This window comes from Singulisphaera sp. GP187, assembly GCF_900129635.1.
Taxonomy (GTDB): domain Bacteria; phylum Planctomycetota; class Planctomycetia; order Isosphaerales; family Isosphaeraceae; genus Singulisphaera.
In genome coordinates this window covers 2,159,538-2,178,031 of record NZ_FSRB01000001.1, presented here as the reverse complement: position 1 = coordinate 2,178,031, position 18,494 = coordinate 2,159,538, and the positions used below count along the sequence as shown (strand labels likewise).

Annotated in this window: 11 protein-coding genes; 7 read left to right on the top strand and 4 right to left on the bottom strand. The window is 62.1% G+C overall.

Annotated features, from left to right (window positions below; translation table 11 throughout):
- The first annotated feature begins 120 nt into the window (after nt 1-120).
- The 4 genes from BUS42_RS08505 (at nt 121) to BUS42_RS08495 (ending at nt 2,558) form a co-directional block, all read left to right on the top strand.
- Nucleotides 121-579 carry a hypothetical protein gene (locus tag BUS42_RS08505; protein ID WP_074306538.1) on the top strand — a complete coding sequence of 153 codons (459 nt, stop codon included), beginning with the start codon at nt 121-123 and terminating at the stop codon, nt 577-579.
- An 855-nt stretch (nt 580-1,434) separates the two neighbouring features.
- A complete protein-coding gene (locus BUS42_RS44915; RefSeq protein WP_254053390.1) occupies nt 1,435-1,761 on the top strand; it encodes a hypothetical protein in 327 nt (108 codons plus the stop codon).
- Nucleotides 1,727-1,975, top strand: coding sequence for an H-X9-DG-CTERM domain-containing protein (locus tag BUS42_RS44910; RefSeq protein ID WP_254053389.1), 249 nt, complete (start codon nt 1,727-1,729; stop codon nt 1,973-1,975). Before BUS42_RS44915 ends, BUS42_RS44910 begins: the two co-directional genes overlap by 35 nt.
- Nucleotides 1,976-2,123: 148 nt before the next feature.
- A complete protein-coding gene (locus BUS42_RS08495; protein ID WP_074306537.1) occupies nt 2,124-2,558 on the top strand; it encodes a hypothetical protein in 435 nt (144 codons plus the stop codon).
- A 22-nt stretch (nt 2,559-2,580) separates the two neighbouring features.
- Here BUS42_RS08495 and BUS42_RS08490 read toward each other — a convergent pair whose 3' ends face one another.
- The 3 genes from BUS42_RS08490 to tyrS all read right to left on the bottom strand — a co-directional run bounded on the left by BUS42_RS08490 (nt 2,581) and on the right by tyrS (nt 6,165).
- A complete protein-coding gene (locus BUS42_RS08490) occupies nt 2,581-3,576 on the bottom strand; it encodes a lysophospholipid acyltransferase family protein (RefSeq protein WP_074306536.1) in 996 nt (331 codons plus the stop codon).
- 143 nt (nt 3,577-3,719) lie between these two features.
- Entirely contained in the window at nt 3,720-4,784 is a 1,065-nt protein-coding gene (locus BUS42_RS08485; RefSeq protein WP_074306535.1) for a Gfo/Idh/MocA family protein, read from the bottom strand.
- A gap of 157 nt (nt 4,785-4,941) precedes the next feature.
- Entirely contained in the window at nt 4,942-6,165 is a 1,224-nt protein-coding gene (gene tyrS / locus BUS42_RS08480; RefSeq protein ID WP_074306534.1) for a tyrosine--tRNA ligase, read from the bottom strand.
- Nucleotides 6,166-6,310: 145 nt separating this feature from the next.
- Here tyrS and BUS42_RS08475 point away from each other — a divergent pair, with 145 nt between their 5' ends.
- Entirely contained in the window at nt 6,311-7,576 is a 1,266-nt protein-coding gene (locus BUS42_RS08475; RefSeq protein ID WP_254053388.1) for a CPBP family intramembrane glutamic endopeptidase, read from the top strand.
- 1,212 nt (nt 7,577-8,788) lie between these two features.
- Here BUS42_RS08475 and BUS42_RS08470 read toward each other — a convergent pair.
- Entirely contained in the window at nt 8,789-13,501 is a 4,713-nt protein-coding gene (locus BUS42_RS08470; protein WP_074306533.1) for a beta strand repeat-containing protein, read from the bottom strand.
- Nucleotides 13,502-14,150: 649 nt separating this feature from the next.
- On the opposite strand from BUS42_RS08470, the gene BUS42_RS08465 reads away from it, so the two are divergent.
- Both BUS42_RS08465 and BUS42_RS08460 read left to right on the top strand, forming a co-directional pair.
- Nucleotides 14,151-16,934, top strand: a complete 2,784-nt coding sequence (locus BUS42_RS08465) for a PA14 domain-containing protein (protein WP_074306532.1) — start codon at nt 14,151-14,153, stop codon at nt 16,932-16,934.
- Between the two features lie 71 nt (nt 16,935-17,005).
- The gene (locus tag BUS42_RS08460) at nt 17,006-18,487 is read left to right on the top strand and encodes a DUF7133 domain-containing protein (protein ID WP_074306531.1); all 1,482 of its coding nucleotides are present in this window, start codon (nt 17,006-17,008) and stop codon (nt 18,485-18,487) included.
- The last annotated feature ends 7 nt before the right edge of the window (nt 18,488-18,494 follow it).

Below are 18,494 nucleotides of genomic sequence, written 5' to 3'. Positions count from 1 at the left end.
GAGACAACTCTCTCCTGAACTCATAAAGGCTTTGCGGCCGCTCACGTAGGACCTGAGGATCGATGACTGAGGGCCGGCCCCAGTTGGGGCCGTCCCTCACCTTCTTTTGGGATGCTTGTCATGTTTCGAGTTGTTCGCGTCGGCGTGGTGCTGGGGATCTTGGTCAGCGGATTTCTTTCCGCCGGCTGTGGCTCGGGCACGCCAGTCGCCCTACCACCGGAAACGGCGGAAGACCTCGCTCATAAGTCAAAAATGACTGAGGTTGGCCTGCTCCTCAGCAGCTACAGTGACGAGAAGGGAAAACCCGCCACACGAGTGGCGGACCTGGCGAAATACGAGAATGGCTATCCTTCCGGTTTCATCCAGGTCAGGCAGGGGGGAGTCGTCGTTCTCTGGAGCGTTCCCACCGTGAAGACGGCCGTCGATACGATCATCGCGTACGAAGCGGAAACGCCCAAGTCGGGCGGGTATGTCCTGATGCAAGATGGGACGACCGTCAAGAAGCTGACCGCGGAAGAGTTCCAGACCACTCCTAAGGCCGCCGAGTTGCCCTCGTCCGAGAAACCTCAGAAGAAGTGAGACGCGGTATCGAGCACGTGTCGCACAGCCTCGTTGTGCAAAGCAAGACCTGATTCTCTTCGCACTTGTGGGGTACGGTCGTATCCCACAAGTCTTGCTTTGCCGTGGTGGGTCTCTCTACCTGCGGATCTCGCTGACTTCGTCTCCTCATTGTCGCTGATCCAACCAGAGCATCCCGGCGTAATCCGGCTCCAGCATTGCCAGCGGCACATCGTAGCCTCAACTTGGGGCCAGGTCATTCTCCGTCGTGTCCGCCATCCTAAGAGTTCCGCAACCCGTTGCCCGGCTCTCCCGCCTACCAGCTCGTCTCGACTCCAGAGTCACATCGCTGACACAAAACTCCACAATTAATTGTTCATGATTTGAATTAGCTTGTTCGCAGTTCGTTCCAGACACTGGACCTCCCCCCCCTCGGCGGTCAATCTCAACCCGGCGAAGTGCCCCAGGACCCGGCAAGTCGAACGAGTGGTCAGGCCGATCTGTTTGCTTGGGGTGATCGCCAAAGTTTGGATGTGGTGGCCGAGTTGGGTCCGGGTCGCATTGGATAAAATGCAAGCGAAAATCGCTATATAGGCCGGGCCGGGCCGCGACGTTCGACGCGCCGGTGCCGTGCGTCGTCGATCGTGACGATGGCAGGCAATGCGGTCGCTGACCGCGGGCAGTTCCGAAGAACCATACCCTGTCTTGGTCGCTCGGCAAACCTCAACGATTCTCTGGGATCGCGGTTCCGTTGTTCGACCTTCGCCAGCTCAACCGGCCGTTGGTACCGGTTCGATGCCTTGTCGAGAGTGGCTATATTGAACAATGGGTCTACTGCATTCGGATGTGCAGTGAGTTTGATTCGGAATCTTCCAGGTGAGCTTCATCACGGGGCAACCTCAGTTCCTCGATCCGCCGGGGACGCAGCCCAACCCTTCTTATCTGATGTGCAAGGGCACCAGTCTCTCGGAGATCGTCGATGGGACCTCCAATACGGCGATGTACTCCGAGATCAAGCAGTCTCGTTACGGCAGCACCATGCCGGCGATCGATCAAACCAATAAGATCGATCCTGTTCAAACCGGCACCGACGGCGACTTCGCGACCACGCTCGGTCGGCAAATTCCCGGTACAAGCTGCCAGACCATCACGAGTCGGATCGGCTACCGTGGCCCGCTGGATCCCGCAAACGACGAAATATAGCCACACCGTTCCCCCGAATTACACGGGCCTTGATTGTGGCAACGGGTCGTTCACAGCCGCCCACTTGGCCGCACGGAGCTATCACTCCGGAGGGGTCAACGTCGGATTCGCGGACGGCTCGGTGCGGTTCATCAAGAGCACGATCAATCTCGTGAACTGGCGGGCCATCGGGACCAGGGCCGGCTCCGAAATCATCAGTGCCGACTCGTTCTAAGTCGATGACGCGATAGACATGGATCCGGTGGTTCTCGTGACGGTCAGGAGAGTACCAAGGCCGGGGTGCGGTCGGGAGTGTCATTGAGCTCAACGAATCAGGGCGGCCCGAGATTCGGGTCGCCCCTTCTTTTTACAGAGTTTTCCCAATGGTTCGCGGCGGAATTCGGTTGATCTGTGGGCTGGTGGTGGGACTTCTCTTGACCGGCTGCAACTCGGAGCAGGGTGGGTTGGCCCCCGACGATGCCGCGGAGCAGATCAAGCAGAACAGCCTCGTGGAAACGGCCGAACTGCTCCGGCTCTACAACGCCAATCATCAGAACAAGTCCCCCTCCAAGGCTACTGATCTGGCGACTTATGAAGTGGGCTATCCGAGCGGTTACTTGAAGGTGAAGCAGGGGAACATCGTGGTCGTCTGGAACACGCGCTTCGAGGAAGGAGCTTCGGACAAGATCATCGCCTACGAGAAGGAAGCTCCCGAGTCCGGCGGGTATGTCCTCATGCAAGACGGGACCACCGTCAAGAAGCTGACCGCGGATGAATTCAAGGCCGCCCCGAAGGCGGCTGGCGCCGGCGCGAAGTGAGCGGGAGACCAGGCTCCCACGCTCAAGTCATTGACGTGCCCCCCGATTCACCCGACTCCCGATTGTCCGAGGCGTTGGGGACTTCTGCAACCTTACGACCCGTTCGCTTCTTCGGCTGATGCTTCCAGCGGCGATGGAGCCAGAGGTACTGCGACGGGTCGCGACGGATGATCGTCTCGAGGGCGGATGTGAAGCGTTGGGTGATGAGCCGGGCGTCATCGGCGGTCCCGGTCAGCTCGTCAGGGTCAATCACGACTTCGCATCCAACCTCGTAGCGGAAGCCCGGACCGACCCGACGTGCATAGCCGACGACCACCGGGGCGTGATGCTCAATCGCGAGCAACGCGATCGCTTTGTGCGTCGATGCGGGGCGGCCGAAGAAGTCGACGAACATGCCATTCTGGCCGGCATCCTGGTCGGCCAGGAACGAGAGCATTTTGCCGCTCCGGAGCACCTCGAGCATCTCGTCGTAGCCCCCCGTCTTGGGGATCATCTTCTGGCCGGTTCGCTCCCGGAACGACTTCAAAAAGCGGTCGAGGTACGGGTTGTCAAGCGCCCTCGCCACCGAGTTCGGGGGGAACCCGAACACGCCGAACAGGTAGCCCGCCATCTCCCAGTTGCCGTAGTGGCCGGTTAGCATGATCACGGGACCGCCGTTCAGCAGGCGGTCGAGGACTTGCACCTTCTCCTGGCCGACGAGCGTGATCCGATTCCGCCAGGTCGTCGGATGGAGCTTCCGGGGGATCTGGAGGATCTCCATCAGCATCATCGCGAAATGGAGGTAAACGCCGCGCACGATCTGGTCGCGCTGGGCTTCGGTGTAGCGGTCGCCGAACGCGATTTCGAGGTTCTCCATCCCGACCTTGCGGTGTCGCTTATCCACCCGGTAGAGAATCGCCGCGAGCAGTCGTGCGAAAGAATAGGCCTGCTCGATCGAGAGGGCCTGGGCCACTCCGACGATCAGGCGCACGCCAAGATAGACGGCATAGTCGAGCAGGGGGGAGCGTCGTCGTCGCATCGGTCACTCCTTCGACCTCAGAGCTCAATCTTCCAGGAGCTCCGCTCGATCCGAGCCCGCCAAGAGGCGTTCCCGAATCTCAGAGGGGGTTCTCCCGCCCCTTCGCGGGGCGAGAGAAGGGATCGCGCGGGCCTGATCTCAGATCAGACATCATGGAGTGGAAGTCGAACGGCCCGGCCAGTCTCCGCCGACCGATAGATGGCGCGGATGATTTCAACCGACTTGCGACCTTCGCGGCCATCGACCCGAGGGTTACCGTTGGTGTCGATCGCGTGGAGGAAGTCGGCGAGCTGGTCGCGATGGCCCGTGTGATTGATTCCGCGAGGGTCACTCGACCCCGCGGTGAAACCGGTCGCTCCGCTCAAGGCCTCGAGGATGACGTCGTCGCCGGGTGCCTCGGTGGCGAACGACCAGAGCGTGACGTCGTCCTGCTCGACCCGCGCGGAGCCGAACTCACCATGAATCTCGGTCCGCTTGAGCAGGCCCGGATAGGCGCTGGTGGCGGCCTCGATGATCCCGAGCGCGCCGTTTTTGAACCGGACGGCCGCGACGGCGGTGTCTTCGACCTCGATTCGGTCGTGGACGAGGGTGGCGGTGAGCGCCTGGACCGAGTCGACGTCCCCCATCAGCCAGTAGAGGAGGTCGACATTGTGGATCGCCTGATTCATCAGGGCTCCGCCGCCGTCGAGCGCCCAGGTCCCGCGCCAACCGCCCGAATCGTAGTATTCCTGGGTCCGCCACCACTTGACGTGCGTATCGCCCAGGGTCAAGCGGCCGAACCGGGCGTCGTCGATGGCCTGCTTCAGGGCGAGATTGGCGGGCGAGAACCGCGATGGGAAGATCGTGCAGAGCCGAACACCTCCGGCTTCGCAGGCCTGGATGATGGCGTCGCAACGGGGCAGAGTGATTTCGAGCGGCTTCTCGACGACCACGTGTTTGCCCGCCCGCGCGGCAAGCACGGCCGGGTCGAGATGCGCTCCGCTCGGGGTGCAGACGCAGACGACATCAATGTCGGTCCGGGCGAGCATCCGGTCGAGATTGTCATAGATCGTGCAGTCACCCCCGGCCAAGGAGGCGATCTTGGCGCCATTGGATTCGGAGCGACTGAAGGCGGCGACGACGCGGGCCCCTTCGATCTCGTTAATGGCCCGCGTGTGGAACTCGGCGATCATGCCGCAACCGATGATTCCGAAACCGTGCTGACTCATCCTGCTGGCTCCGGCGTCATGGACTCTTCAAGGATTAAAGCCGTTGAACTTCGGGCTGCCTGCGCCTTTTGAGGTGGGGTCGAGTGGGGAGAGGCCGGGTTTGGCCCCCAACCCTTCCGGTTCGCTCGAACTCTGATCCACCCGAAAGTCCACGGTTCTAGGCGAGGGGGCGACGAACTTTCACGATCTTGTGCTTACCGACGCGGACGATCAGGCCATCGCTGACGTCGATCAAGGCCTTCGGATCTTTGATGACCGTACGATCGGCACCGAGGGTGACGCCGCCCCCGTCGATCACGCGACGCGCATTCGACGTGCTGCTCTCCAGTCCCAGGGCGACGATCAGGCGGGGAATCGGCATACGTCCGTCGTCGTCCAACTGGTCGGCCGGGACGTGGACCTCGGGGATTTCCACGGGGTCTTCGCCCTTGGCTCGTTTGCGGAACTCCGCAGCGGCCGTGTCGGCCTCTTCGGAGGAGACGAGTCCGGTGATGATCGCCTTGGCCAGGAGCTCTTTGACGTTCCTCGGGTTGACACCCGGCTGGAAGAAGCCCTCGATCTCGTCCATCGGGATGTCGGTCAGGAGGGTCAAGTATTGCTTGAGCGGTTCGTCGGGGATGCTCATGAGCTTGCCGAACAGGTCGTTGGACGGGAGCCCGATCCCGATGTCGTTGCCCAGGCTCTTTCCCATCCGCCGGGTGCCGTCGGTGCCGACCAGGATCGGCATTGTCAGGGCGACCTGAGGGCGCTGGCCTTGCGAGTGCTGCAAGTCGCGGGCGACCATCAGGCTGAACAGTTGCTCGGTCCCACCGAGCTCAACGTCGGCCCGGATCTCGACCGAATCCCAGCCTTGCATCAGCGGGTAGAGACATTCGTGGAGGTAGACCGGTTTCTCGGCGGCGATCCGCTTGGCGAAGTCGTCGCGGGCCGAGATCTGCCCGAGCGTCATCTTGCGGGTGAGGTCGAGGACGTCGAGAAACGACCACTTCGCGAACCAGTCGCCGTTGTGATGGACCTCGGCCTTGGAGAGGTCGATGATCCGGCCGACCTGGCGGAGGTAATCTTTGGCGTTCTCGGCCACCTGGGCTTCGGTCAGCGAGGCTCGGGTCTCGTCGCGTCCCGAGGGATCGCCCACCAAGGCGGTGTAGTTGCCGATGATGATGACGGCAGTGTGTCCCAACTCCTGGAACTGGCGGAGTTTCCGGAGCGGCACCGTATGCCCGAGGTGGACGTTGATCCCGGTAGGGTCGATCCCGTATTTCACGCGGAGGGGGACGTTGTCACGGATCGATCGTTCGAGCATCTTGACGAACTCCCCTTCGGGGACGATCGCCTCGACACCGCGTCGAAGTATCTGGAGCTGGGCATCAAGATCCGACATCGGCGGAGGAACTCCTTCGGTTGCGTTCGCGATCGCCGATTTTAGGGAGTCGAGAGATTTCGGGCAAGGTGGCCGATGAGAACGCCGCTATGATACGATAAAAGTTGGACACTTGACATTCGTGCGCCCCGGGGTCCCGAGCCCGATGCCCGTCTCCTCCATGCTTGCGAGCCTGTTCGTTCTCCTGATCTTTTTCTTGATGCTCTGTGGGGTCATCGGATCTTGGAGTTGGCTGATCTGGCGGGTTCGGAGCGGTCAAACGATCGTCCCCCAAATCCTGGAGCCCAAAACCGTCCCGTGGGGATTGGGATCGGTCATGCTGGTCGTTTTGACCTGGCTGGCGATCAATCTCGGCCTGATCACAGTGTACATGCTGGTGACGGCAAGCGGGGCACCCGCGGCTGCGCCTGCCGTCGCGAAAGCCGGTAAGGCCGTCGCGAAAGCCGGTAAGGCGGTCGCGAAAGCCGGTAAGGCCGTCGCGCCGGCGGTCGAACGGACGCTCGGATTTACGGAGCAGATGGTCGTGACCTCGCTGATCAACGGCGCCTTGCTCCTGACCCTCCCCTTGGTCTTGCGGTTCACCTCCGGGGCGCGCCTCGCCGACCTCGGAATCGAACGCCGCCGGCTCGGCGAGCAGTTTCTCGTGGGAACCGTGGCCTTTTTTGTGGTCTCTCCGTTTGTCTATGCACTCAACGGGCTGGCGATCTTGGTCTGGAAACCCGAGAGTCACCCCCTCGAAAAGATGATTCGCAACGAGTCGTCGATGGGGATCGCCGAGTTGGCGGTGCTCTCCGCGGTGCTCCTGGCCCCCGCTGCCGAGGAGCTGATCTTCCGAGGCGTCATTCAGCGCTGGCTCTCGAAGCTCTTCAATCCGAGGCCGGTCGAGGAGGTTGGACTCGAAGAACTGGCCGAGCCACGCGAAGCCCCGCGGCTTTCGGAAGCGGAGACTCAGCTCGAATTGGCTGCGACGCCGGCACATGCCTCCGTCACCGGGTTTGACGAGAACCCGTTCTCCGCCCCTTCCAGCCCGGTGGGATCCTTCGCGCGAACCTCCAGACGGATGCCGATGCAACCGATTGTTCTGACCTCGACCCTGTTTGCGCTGGTCCATTTCCCCCAGTGGCCCGCCCCTTTGGCGATCTTCTTCCTCTCCCTCGGGCTCGGCTTTGTCTTCGAGCGGTCCGGAAGTCTGATTGCGGCGATGGTCATGCATGCACTCTTCAACGGGCTCGGAACGCTCCTGCTCTTCGTGATGATCCTGGTCGGAGGGGTGCCCGCCGCCGACGCCGAGCCCAAGAAGGAGAAGGTCAAGGTGAATCCCCCTCCGAGTTTCATCGTCCCGGAACCGACACTTCCCAGGATCTTCCCCTCACAACGGACCGGAACAATTCCACACTTTTGGGCTCCATAGATTCACTTTGCTCTTGCATTGGCGCATGCCAATTGCTCTGGTAAAATCTGGCTGTCTCCGGTTCTCTCGCTCGGTCCCGATTGCGAAGCGAATTACGAGGGTGCTCGTTGCGAAAGCATCCATCCTCTCTGCCCATTGGGGAACTCGTCCGATTTTTCGGAGGAGAGGGGTTAAGCGTAAGGCGCTGGATGTCCGATGAGATGGGGACGCGAACTTCAATTTCATGAGGATCGAAGCGTCGAGTGGTCCGGCGGAGGCCGTGACCGCGAGATGACTTCGATCGTGGTGTCGATGGAACCAGCCTTGAGGGCGTGGTTCCTTGGACACTCCGGCAACCAGCATCAAGGTCGATGCGGCACGTCGAATGGGATTCGAGCTCTTCTCGATTCTACGGACTTGTGAAGCCGGCTCCGACCGAAATGGAGATGGTTTCCCTCGTGGGAGTTAGATTGATGAACGAGTCAAATTCTGCCAAAAACGCACCGATGCATTCTGGCTTCGTGTGGGCGGGCACTGTGGCGAGGATCCGTCGTGGTGGCAAGTCGTCGCGGGCTGGCCGTCGCTCCGCGGTTCTGAGCATGCTGACCTCCGCCTATGTCAACTCTTCACGTGGCGGTCGCTCCGCCGCTCTGACCAGCGCCGAATCTCGACCTGGTTCCGACCGCTCCTGATCCTGACCTGACCGCAAACCGATCGTTCGCAGGGTCGACACCTCTGCCTTGGTATCCATCGGACAGTATTAGACCGCCGGACCCATCCCACATGTGGAGGGCCAGGCGGTTCTTTGTTTTGTCCGTCAGGCCTCGCTGATGACGACATTCTGACAGGGTCACGCTGTGTCATCTCCCGTGCGCTCCACTTCGGCGAAATCGGCCTTGGCGTCCTCGTGGCTCCAACGATTCCCATCAGGGCAGGTACGGCCAATTCATTAAGATCTTAACCACGAATCACACGAATTAAACGAATAATTAAATTAATTAAATTTTTATTTTATACAATTTATTGAATTTGCATTTATTCGTGTAATTCGTGGTTAAACTCTTGATTGCTTTTGCTTTGACAAGGAGATTGGGATGGTGGGCCGTGCCCACCCTGCAAGATAAATCAACATTTCACATATGATTGCATTGTGAATTTGGCGAGGAATTGCCGGCTGGTTAGAACGAGCGTTCAAAGCGTTGGCTCGCTTCACTTCGTACCGCCCCGAATTGCTCAGCGTCGGCCCCGAGGCCGGCGTTGAGCGGACGGTTTGCCGACAATTGCGACGGGAGCGAAGACGCCGTCGACGGCTGGTGGGGAGAAGAACCGGCGATTGAAGGGCATGTGGCCCACGAGGATGGTCGGTGAGCTCATGGTCACGCGGACTGCGCCGAAGGCTCCGAGTCCCGTGATCGACGCGAACGAGGTGGCGTTCGCTCCGCCTCGGACTCGCCCCGTGAGCACAGTCCGCTGGGGAATCGGGTTAAGGACTTGCAGTCGTTCACCGTCTCCGTTGGCGTAACGAGTCAGGTCGAGGAGTCCGCCTCCGGTGACCCCAATCGAGACGACGGTCTGTTGACTGTCGAGGTATTGCAGGCTCGTGCCCCGCACGAGATAAGCGCCGAACTGGTTCGTTGCGATTGCCCCTGGACCCGATACCAGCAGGTTTCCAACAATATCCCGTATCCCAGACGCTTGGACATAATAAAAACGATTGGCGAGTAAGGGAGAGACGGGCACGAGGGTAACGGTATTATTGGTGGGGTCGTAGCTGGGTGGTAGGAGCGGGACCGGGCGATCGTCGGCGGTGCCGAAACGGCCGTCGGGTCCGACGTCGTAGAGTTGGTAGCCGGCGGCCGAGGATGCGGTGACGGAGTTCAGCTTCTCGCTGAAGAACAAGGTGATGTACTGGATCGAGCTGGCCGGACCGTACAGGCGGATTTCCTGGACGCTCGGGCCGGTGAAATCCGGGTCGAGGTCGCGAATGATCAGGGAGGTTGAAATCAGGGAGCCAAGGACGGCCCCCCCTTGAGGATCGCGCAGGACGAGGTGAACGGTACCATCCCGGTTGGTGTACGGGTTCGCGAGGACCGGCACGGTAAACGTCTTGGTAGTCTCCCCCTGCTCGAACACCAACGTGCCCGAGACCGGGATGAAATCGAGGCCGGGCGTGGCGGTTCCCGACAGGACCGTGTAATAGTTCACCGCGACTCGGCCCTGGCGGCCATCGGTGCGCTGGACGACGATTGTCGCGGTCCCCGCGTCTTCGGGCACGGTGACCGTGGGCGAGGCAAACTGAAACGTGCCCGGCCGCTCGATCACCTGCACGTTGACGATGGCCTGGTTGTCGGCCGGGTTTGAATCGAACTCGAGTCCGCTCACCGTGGCCCGGGCAGTCCCGGTGCCGGCGACCGTCGGGTTCACGATGATCGTCACGGAAGCGGTTGCCCCCACCGCCAGGTCACCGAGCCGCGCGGTCACCAAACCGTTGCCCGAGGAGACGCTCCCCTGGCTCGCGGTCACCGCGACGATCGACTGGCCCAGGGGCAAGGTTTCATTGAGGAGGACCCCGGTGGCCGTCGCGGGGCCTTGGTTCGTCACGGTCAGCGTATAGACCAGGCGATCGCCGGTCGTCACTTGCCCCCGGTTCGTCACCAACTGCACCGCGAGGTCGGCGGCCGGAACCACGACGGTCGAGAACGTGGCCGTGTTATTGGAAGGATCGTCGTCGTTCTCGGTTCCGCTAACCGATGCCGACATGTCGAATGACCCAGGAGTCATCGCCATGACGACGATCGTCAGGGTCACCGAAGCTTGCGAGGCGAGGTCGCCGATCCCGTCGATCAGACGGCCGTTGACCGGCGTCAGGGAATTTCCGAGGCTGTCGATCGCCGAGACGAACCTGACGCCGGTGGGCAAGAGCTCGGTCAAGCTGACACCGGTGGCCGGCGAGGGTCCATGGTTCGTCACCGTCACCGCGTAGGTCAGTTCGCGGTTCACGAGCAAGCGACCGGCCGGGGGCCTGATGCTCACGGCGAGGTCGGTCCGCGGCGTGACGGTCGTGGTGGTCGTGACACTGTTGTCGTCAGGTGTGGGGTCGGGCAGGTTGGACGACACGGTCGCGGTGTTGATCATCGTTGGCGCGTTGTTGGCCGACGTCTGGATCACGATGGTCATCGTGGCGAACGCGTTGGCGCCCAGCGCCCCGATGTTGCCGATCACCTGTCCCGGCAGCTGCGTGGTCTCGCCTTGGCTGACGGTCACCGAGGTGACGGTGACGTTCGCCGGCAGCAGATCGATCAGAATCACACCGGGCGCGGGCGATGGTCCGCGGTTGGTGACCGTGATGGTGTAGGTCAGCGACCCACCGGCGCCCACCTCCGCGGCGTCGGCCGCGACGCTGACCGAGAGGTCGGAAGCCGGATTAACCGTCGTGTCTACGGATGCCGAATCGTTGGTGTGATCCGGGTCCACCGTGAGGCTCGTGACCGACGCGCGGTTGGTGAGCAAAGCCCCGGAAGCGAGCGTGGGCGTGACCACGATCGTCAGGACGAACACGCTGCCGGACGCCAAGGACGCGAACTCATCGGTGACAACGCCGTCACGGATCGTGAGCGTCCCCCCGACGTTGTCGCTCGCCGAAACCAACAAGACGCCGGTGGGCAAAACGTTGACCAGGGAGATGCCGGTGGCCGTCGACGGCCCTTGGTTCGTCAGCGTCACCACGTAGGTCAGGGGCTGTCCCACCAGCGTCGCAACGAGTGGGTCCTGAACGCGGACTTGCAGGTCGGCCAAGGGCGTGACCGTCGTCGTGACGGACGCGAAATTATTCGCCGCCAGAGCATCCGGCTCGTTCGCCGAGAGGCTGGCAGTGGCGGTAATCGATGCGAGGGTCGTTGCGTTGGTGGCCACCACAATGGTGAGAACCAGCGGAGTTGAATTGGCGTCAAGGGTCGGAATCAGGGTCGTGAGCGTGTTCCCCTGGATCGAAATCGTCCCGCGCGACGCTTGCGCCGAGACCAAAGTCACGTTGTCGGGAAGGAGATCGATCAGGGTCACTCCGGTCGCCTGAGAGGGGCCGAGATTTCTCACCGTCACGATGTACGTCACGTTCTGACCGACGGGAACCGGGCCGGTCGGTCCTTGCATCGCGACCGCGAGGTCGATCAACGCATTCACCGGAACGGTGACCGAGGCGGAATTGTTGCTCGGATTCGGGTCGCCTTCCAGGCTCGTGACGCTCGCCGAGTCGGTGATCGAACTCCCGGACGCGGTCGACGTCTGCACCACAATTGTCGCGGTCCGAGACTGACCGACCTCCAAGCCGCCGAACAAGAACGAGATCGAATTCGGACCTGGCACCGCGATGGCGTCGGCTGAAGTGGCGGAGATCAGCGTCACCCCGGGGGGGAGCTGGTTCGTCACCGTCACCCAGCGGGCCACGGTCGATCCATAGTTCGTCACGACCAAGGTGAACGTGACCGTGTCGCCAACCTGGACCGAGGAGGAGGACGAGGTCACCGCAACACCGACATCCGCCGTCCCCTTCGTCGAGACGTTCAGGGCGAACTGCGACGTGTTCCCCGTCGGATCCGTGGCCGTCGCGCTGATGAACGCCCCGGCCGCCACGCCGGCGGGGAGCGATACGTTAAAAACGGCGTTCCCCGCGTGGTCCGTATTGACCTGCATCGTGCCGAGCAACGTCTCGCCTTCGCCGAATCCGGTCGGATCGGGCGTGGCATTCGCGAAGAACTGAATCGAATACGCCGCGTCCGGGCGACTCCCACTCAGCATGCCGCTGACCGTGGTCGAATGTGCGTCGGTACTCGCCGCACTCAGCGAGGGGGCTTGCTGGCTCCGATTCCCGCTTCCGCCTAAATCGATTCCAAGCTTAATATTCGAGAAAATTGCATTTGATAAGATTTTATTGTTGGACACGTTGAGGATTAAGGAGACGCCTGCGCCGATGCCGATTCCCGGGTTGCCGTTGAACGCGATGGTGTTACCCGCACCAGGCTCCAGTCCGCCGATCGCATTGTTGCTGCTGAAGAGATGGACCCCGTCGACCAGGTTTCCGAGGTCCAACGAATGAGAGCGGTCGGTGCCGATCGCGTTCCCTTGCACGAGCAGGCCGTCGGTCAATCCGAACGTCTCAATCCCGTGGGCGCTGTTGCCGGAAATCACGTTGCCGGCGAACCCACTCGTGCCGCCGATCCGGTTATTCAAGGCGTTCCTCACCAAGATCCCGCCCGCGGAATTGCCCCGCTTGAGCGTTCCGCTGCCGTCGACCCCGACAAGATTCCCCTCAATGACATTAGCTGTGGCGCCGTCGAGCACGATGCCGTAGCCCAGATTCCCTGAGACCAAGTTCCCCTGGTTCGCTTGCGCGCCGCCGATCTGATTGTTGGCGCTGCTGGCATAGATCCCGTGGCCGCCATTGGCCCCCACGGCCGACCCATTGGGCATCATCCCCAGGTAGTTGCCCTGGATGACGTTGTTTCCGGCACCGGTCAGGTGGATCGCATCCCCCTGAAAGCCAACGATCGCGAGCCCGACGATCGTCGTCGTTCCCCCGAGCGCACTCAGGCCGTTCACCCCCGCCCCGGCGCCCGATCCATCGAGTTGGATGAGCGGAGTGCCCGCGTAATTCGGCTGGGTCGTGCCGTCGATCGTCACCGGAACCGAAAGCGTCGGCAGTGCGGCGCTGAGATGGATCGTCTTGACGCCCGTCCCCGGGATCGCAAACGCGATCGTATCGCCCCCGTCGCCGCCATTCACCTGGCCGATCGCCCAGCGCAACGTGCCTGGCGAGAGGCTGTCAAGCGTGTCGGTCACCGGAAAGATCGTGAGCAGGAGCCGATCTTCCATCAACTCCAAGCGGGGCCGGACCGCCTTGCGGCGCGTCGGGGTCGACCGCTCGAGGAGAACCAATGATCGCGTGCGCATGGACGAGTTCTCTCACTCAAGTGTCTTGAGATCGAAGATGCGCGACCCTCGCCGAAGCGTCGAATCCGAAGCAGGCCGCTCTTTTCAGGACTTCTACGTCCGTCATACGAGGTATGGCACGACCCGCGTCATTGAAAAATATACAGAGGGGATACCTTAGTGTCAAAAAGAAACGCTTATAGCAAGAAACAGATCATTCGCGACCATCACGGTTTTAAGCGAAACGACGGCTTCCAAAGCAATCGCTCGAACCGGGAAACGATCCGCGGGTCCTTACGGTCTCCTGAAATCCCCGTCGCAACCGTACATCTCTCTCCTAACAAATTCATTCTGAACGAGATTGTTTGCAAAGGGAAGCGAAAAGTATTCGAAAAAAATGGGAATCAACGCTCGGTGCGGGTCGGGATGGGGGCTCCCTCAATTGGAATGCAACGGTCGCCTGGACTCACGAGCTAAGTTGTACCAAAGAGGGGCGAAACCATTGTTTTCGGAGCCGGGCTCGCTACGCTAGGGAGCCGATGCGATTGCCCACCCGCTGTCCAAAACGATCGCAAAATCACGGACCGACGCGTGCCGTTCGTCGATCTGCCCGTCGTTGTCCCGCTCGCGGTTTCAGGCTGGCTGACCGGTTGTCCGGGGGATCCACTTGATGAGCGCTGAGGCTCGGAAGACGTTTTTGATTCTGGTGAGTGGGTGGGTCATCCTGGCTTCCTCGCTCGATTCAGTGACCGCGACGGCGGCGGAATCGGCTCCCGACCACCCGTTGATCGCGGGCTACGAGCGATTCTTCGTCGATCCCAGCTCCAACGCCTCCGAGGCGGGACGCCTGCTTTTCGGCGAACTAAACTGCAACTCCTGCCACCAAGCTGGGAAGGCTGGGGAAACTTCGCCGGAACCCAAGCAAGCGCCGATCCTGGACGCGGTCGGAGCGCGGGTCCGGACCGAATACTTGCGTTCCTTCCTTTTCGACCCGCAAGCCAAGAAGCCGGGGACGACGATGCCCAACCTTCTGGCCCATCTGCCGGAGGGGGAGCGACGATCGGCCGTCGAGGCGTTGACTCACTTCCTCGCTTCGAGCGGGCGACTGGTTGGAATCAATCCGACCGCCAAGGCGATCGCGAGTGGTCGGGTCCTCTATCAACAAGTGGGCTGCCTCGCCTGCCACGGTTCGCTCGAGGCGAACGCGGCTCGGATCGCGACGTCGGTGCCACTCGGTAACCTGGCGGAGAAATACACGCTGGGAAGTTTGACCACCTTCCTCAACGACCCGCTCAAGGTACGGCCGTCGGGGCGGATGCCCGCGCTCGGGCTCACCGGGAACGAGGCGGGGGAGTTGGCGGCCTACCTGCTGCGCGACCTCCACGAAGCGGCCGAGCCGAACTTGAAGTACTCCTACTTCGAGGGAACCTGGGAAAATCTCCCCGACTTCGCCGCACTGACGCCCCTCAAGACGGGGAAGACGGTGGGGATCGACCTCACGGTGGCACGCCGGTCCGACAACTTTGCGCTCTTGTTCGAGGGATTCTTCAACATCGATCGCGACGGTGACTACACCTTTTACCTCAAGTCGGACGACGGCAGTCGGTTGCTGCTGGACGGAAAGGTGGCCGTCGAGAACGACGGGATCCATGCGCCGAAGGAGCGTCGGGGCACGATTCGGATGGTGAAGGGGACGCACCCGATCGCCGCCTCCTTCTTCAACGGTGGGGCGGGGGCGGAGTTCGACCTGGATTATTCGGGCCCCGGGATTCCGCGACAGCCCATCACCGGGACGCTCTCGCTGACCGATCAGCCCCGCTCTCCCGAGTCGAAGACGCCTGAGGAGCGATTCGTCGTGGAGGAGTCGCTCGTAGCCCGAGGACGCGAGTTGTTCGCCACGGTCGGCTGTGCGAGTTGTCACAAGGTGCGCCATGACGATTCACCGATCCCATCCCGCCTGACGGCAACAGCACTCGCCCAGCTTGAGACCCAACGCGGGTGCCTCGATCCCGCGCATCCGGCAAATGCGCCGGTCTATCCACTCACGGACCGGCAGCGGGAAAGCCTGGTCGCGGCGATTGAGACCTTAAAGCAACCGGCCGGTTCCCACCCCACGCCCCTGGAAGAGGTCTCGGCAACGTTCCGACGCCTGAACTGCTACGCCTGCCACCAGCGCGGCGGCGTCGGCGGCGTCGAGGAAGCTCGTAATCCGTTCTTTCAGACCAAGCAGCAGGAGATGGGCGACGAAGGACGGATTCCCCCTTCGCTCGACGGGGTTGGAGCCAAGCTCACGGCCGACTATCTGGCCCACATCGTCAGCGAAGGAGCGAAGGACCGACCCTACATGCTGACGCGAATGCCTCGGTTCGGGAAGGCGAACGCCGGCGGTCTGATCGCGGCCTTCGAGAACGTCGACTCCATGGAGCCGGTGAAGGCGGTCGAGTTCCACGTCCCGCCGCGCCGGATCAAGTCGGAGGGTCGCTACCTGACTGGGAGTGAGGCCCTCGCCTGTATCAAGTGTCATACGTTCAAAGGGGTTGAGACCGAAGGGGTGCAGGCGATTGACATGACGATCATGACCAAGCGGCTGAAGCGCGATTGGTTTCACCGCTACCTGGTCGATCCGCAAGTCTTCCGTCCCGGCACCCGGATGCCGGTGGCCTGGCCTTCGGGCAAGAGCCTGTTGCCGAAGGTGCTCGGGGGGGACACTCGTCAGCAGATCGAGGCGATCTGGCAGTTCCTGGCCGACGGCTCCAAGGCGGTTGAGCCCCACGGCTTGGGGCGCGACCCGATTCCGCTCGTTGCCGAGGGCGAGCCGATCCTCTACCGCAACTTCATTCAAGGGGCGGGACCGCGTGGGATCGGGGTCGGATATCCCGAGAAGCTGAACCTCGCGTTCGACGCGAACGAAGCGCGCATCGCCCTGATCTGGCAAGGAGCGTTTATTGACGCCTCGCGCCATTGGTCCGCGCGAGGCGCGGGGTTCCAAGGTCCGCTCGGCGACAACGTCTTGGGTCTGCCGGAGGGTCCTGGTTTCGCGACTCTCGAGACGGGGTCCGCCCTTTGGCCAACCCAGCCCCCGAAAGAGGTCGGCTACAAGTTTCGTGGATATCGCCTCGACCCCCAGGGGCGTCCGACCTTCCTCTACGACTTCAAGTCGGCCCGGATTGCCGACTTCCCTGAACCAGGCCTGTCGAAGGAGTTGTCGACCTTGCGGCGGACCTTATCGATCAAGGCATCCAACCCGCCCAGCGACCTCTGGTTCCGCGCGGCGGTTGCCGACAAGATCGAGTCGCTCGCCGAGGGGTGGCATTCGGTCAACGGCGAATGGCGGATCCGGATCGAGACGAATGCGGAGCCGTTGATCCGCAGGTCGGCGGGAAAGGCCGAGCTCCTGGTCCCCCTCATTTTCGCGGGGGATGAGGCCAAAATCATCGAGCAGATCGACTGGTGAGCTCGGCTCGCCAGACATCTTGAGGCGACACGCGACGCCAAGGCCAATTCAGTCACGTCGGGAACCGACTCATGCTTCGACCTGTCTTTTGGGCATTGACCGTCGCGAGTCTTTTGTTCGGACTTCCCGACATGGCGCGGGCGGGCGATCCGGTTCCAACGGAGGCGGATTACTACCCGCTCGTGACGCTCCCGATCCCGGAAGGGGTCGTGCTCGAAGCGGGCGCACTCGAGATGTTGCCCGATGGCAAACTGGCCGTCTCCACGCGTCGGGGCGAGATTTACCTGGTCGCCAACCCACTCGCAGACGATCCAGCCCAGGTGAAGTTCGCGAGGTTTGCCCACGGACTGCACGAGGTCCTCGGCCTGGCCTATCGCGATGGCTGGCTCTACGTCACGCAGCGCGGTGAACTGACCCGGCTCAAGGATACGAACCAGGACGGCCGAGCCGACCTGTTCGAGACGGTCAGTGACCTCTGGGAAATCAACGGCGACTACCACGAGTACGCGTTCGGCTCGAAGTTCGACCGGGACGGGAACATCTGGGTCGCGCTCTGCCTGACCGGCTCATTCACCAGCGAGAGCAAATATCGCGGCTGGTGCTTCCGGATCTCTCCCGAAGGGAAGGCGATCCCGACAAGCAGCGGCATCCGCTCGCCCGGAGGGCTCGGGATGAACCTGGCCGGCGACATGTTCTATACCGAGAACCAGGGCCCTTGGAACGGGGCCTGCAGCCTCAAGCATCTCAAGCCGGGGGCATTTCTTGGCCATCCGGCCGGACTTCGTTGGCATCAGGCTGCCGGGATGGCCGGCCCTCGCCCCAAGGAGCCGGAGAGCGGCAGCCGAATGGCGATCGAGGTCAAGAAGATCCCGGAACTCCTGGCCCCTGCCGTCTATTTCCCTTATCCCAAGATGGGGCAATCAGCGAGTGGCATCGCGTCAGATTTCACGAGCGGTCGGTTTGGGCCGTTCGCCGGCCAAATGTTTGTCGGCGACCAGGCCGCGAGCACCGTGATGAGGGTGGTGCTGGAGGAAGTCGATGGGCGTTACCAGGGGGCCTGCCTCCCGTTCCGCAAGGATCTCGCCTCGGGCTGTTTGCCGCTGCTGATGACCAAGGAGGGCACCCTGCTGGTCGGTGGCACGAGCCGAGGATGGGGATCGCGCGGCGGCAAGCCGTACGCGCTCCAACGGCTCGCCTGGAACGGCAAGGTTCCGTTCGAGATCCACGAGATCCATGCGCGCCCGGACGGCTTCGAGCTTTCGTTCACCAGTGCCGTTGACCGGGTGTCGGCGGCCAATCCCAAGTCTTATGGGTTGACCACCTACACTTATATCTACCAGTCCAGCTACGGGAGCCCCGAGGTCGACCCGACAACTCCGACGATCGATCGGGTCGAGGTCTCTGAGGACGGCAAGGGCGTACGCCTCCGCGTCAGCGAGCTCCAACGAGGGCACGTCCACGAGTTGCATCTCGATGGCGTTCGCTCGGGCGCGGGTCAGCCGCTGCTCCATCCGGAGGTCTATTACACGCTGAACGCGATCCCGGTGAAATAAGACCGAA

Coding starts and splice junctions, on each gene's coding strand:
- BUS42_RS08505 (WP_074306538.1), top strand. CDS start 121: ATGTTTCGAGTTGTTCGCGTCGGCGTGGTGCTGGGGATCTTGGTCAGC.
- BUS42_RS08495 (WP_074306537.1), top strand. CDS start 2,124: ATGGTTCGCGGCGGAATTCGGTTGATCTGTGGGCTGGTGGTGGGACTT.
- BUS42_RS08490 (WP_074306536.1), bottom strand. CDS start 3,576: ATGCGACGACGACGCTCCCCCCTGCTCGACTATGCCGTCTATCTTGGC.
- BUS42_RS08485 (WP_074306535.1), bottom strand. CDS start 4,784: ATGAGTCAGCACGGTTTCGGAATCATCGGTTGCGGCATGATCGCCGAG.
- tyrS (WP_074306534.1), bottom strand. CDS start 6,165: ATGTCGGATCTTGATGCCCAGCTCCAGATACTTCGACGCGGTGTCGAG.
- BUS42_RS08475 (WP_254053388.1), top strand. CDS start 6,311: ATGCCCGTCTCCTCCATGCTTGCGAGCCTGTTCGTTCTCCTGATCTTT.
- BUS42_RS08470 (WP_074306533.1), bottom strand. CDS start 13,501: ATGCGCACGCGATCATTGGTTCTCCTCGAGCGGTCGACCCCGACGCGC.
- BUS42_RS08465 (WP_074306532.1), top strand. CDS start 14,151: ATGAGCGCTGAGGCTCGGAAGACGTTTTTGATTCTGGTGAGTGGGTGG.
- BUS42_RS08460 (WP_074306531.1), top strand. CDS start 17,006: ATGCTTCGACCTGTCTTTTGGGCATTGACCGTCGCGAGTCTTTTGTTC.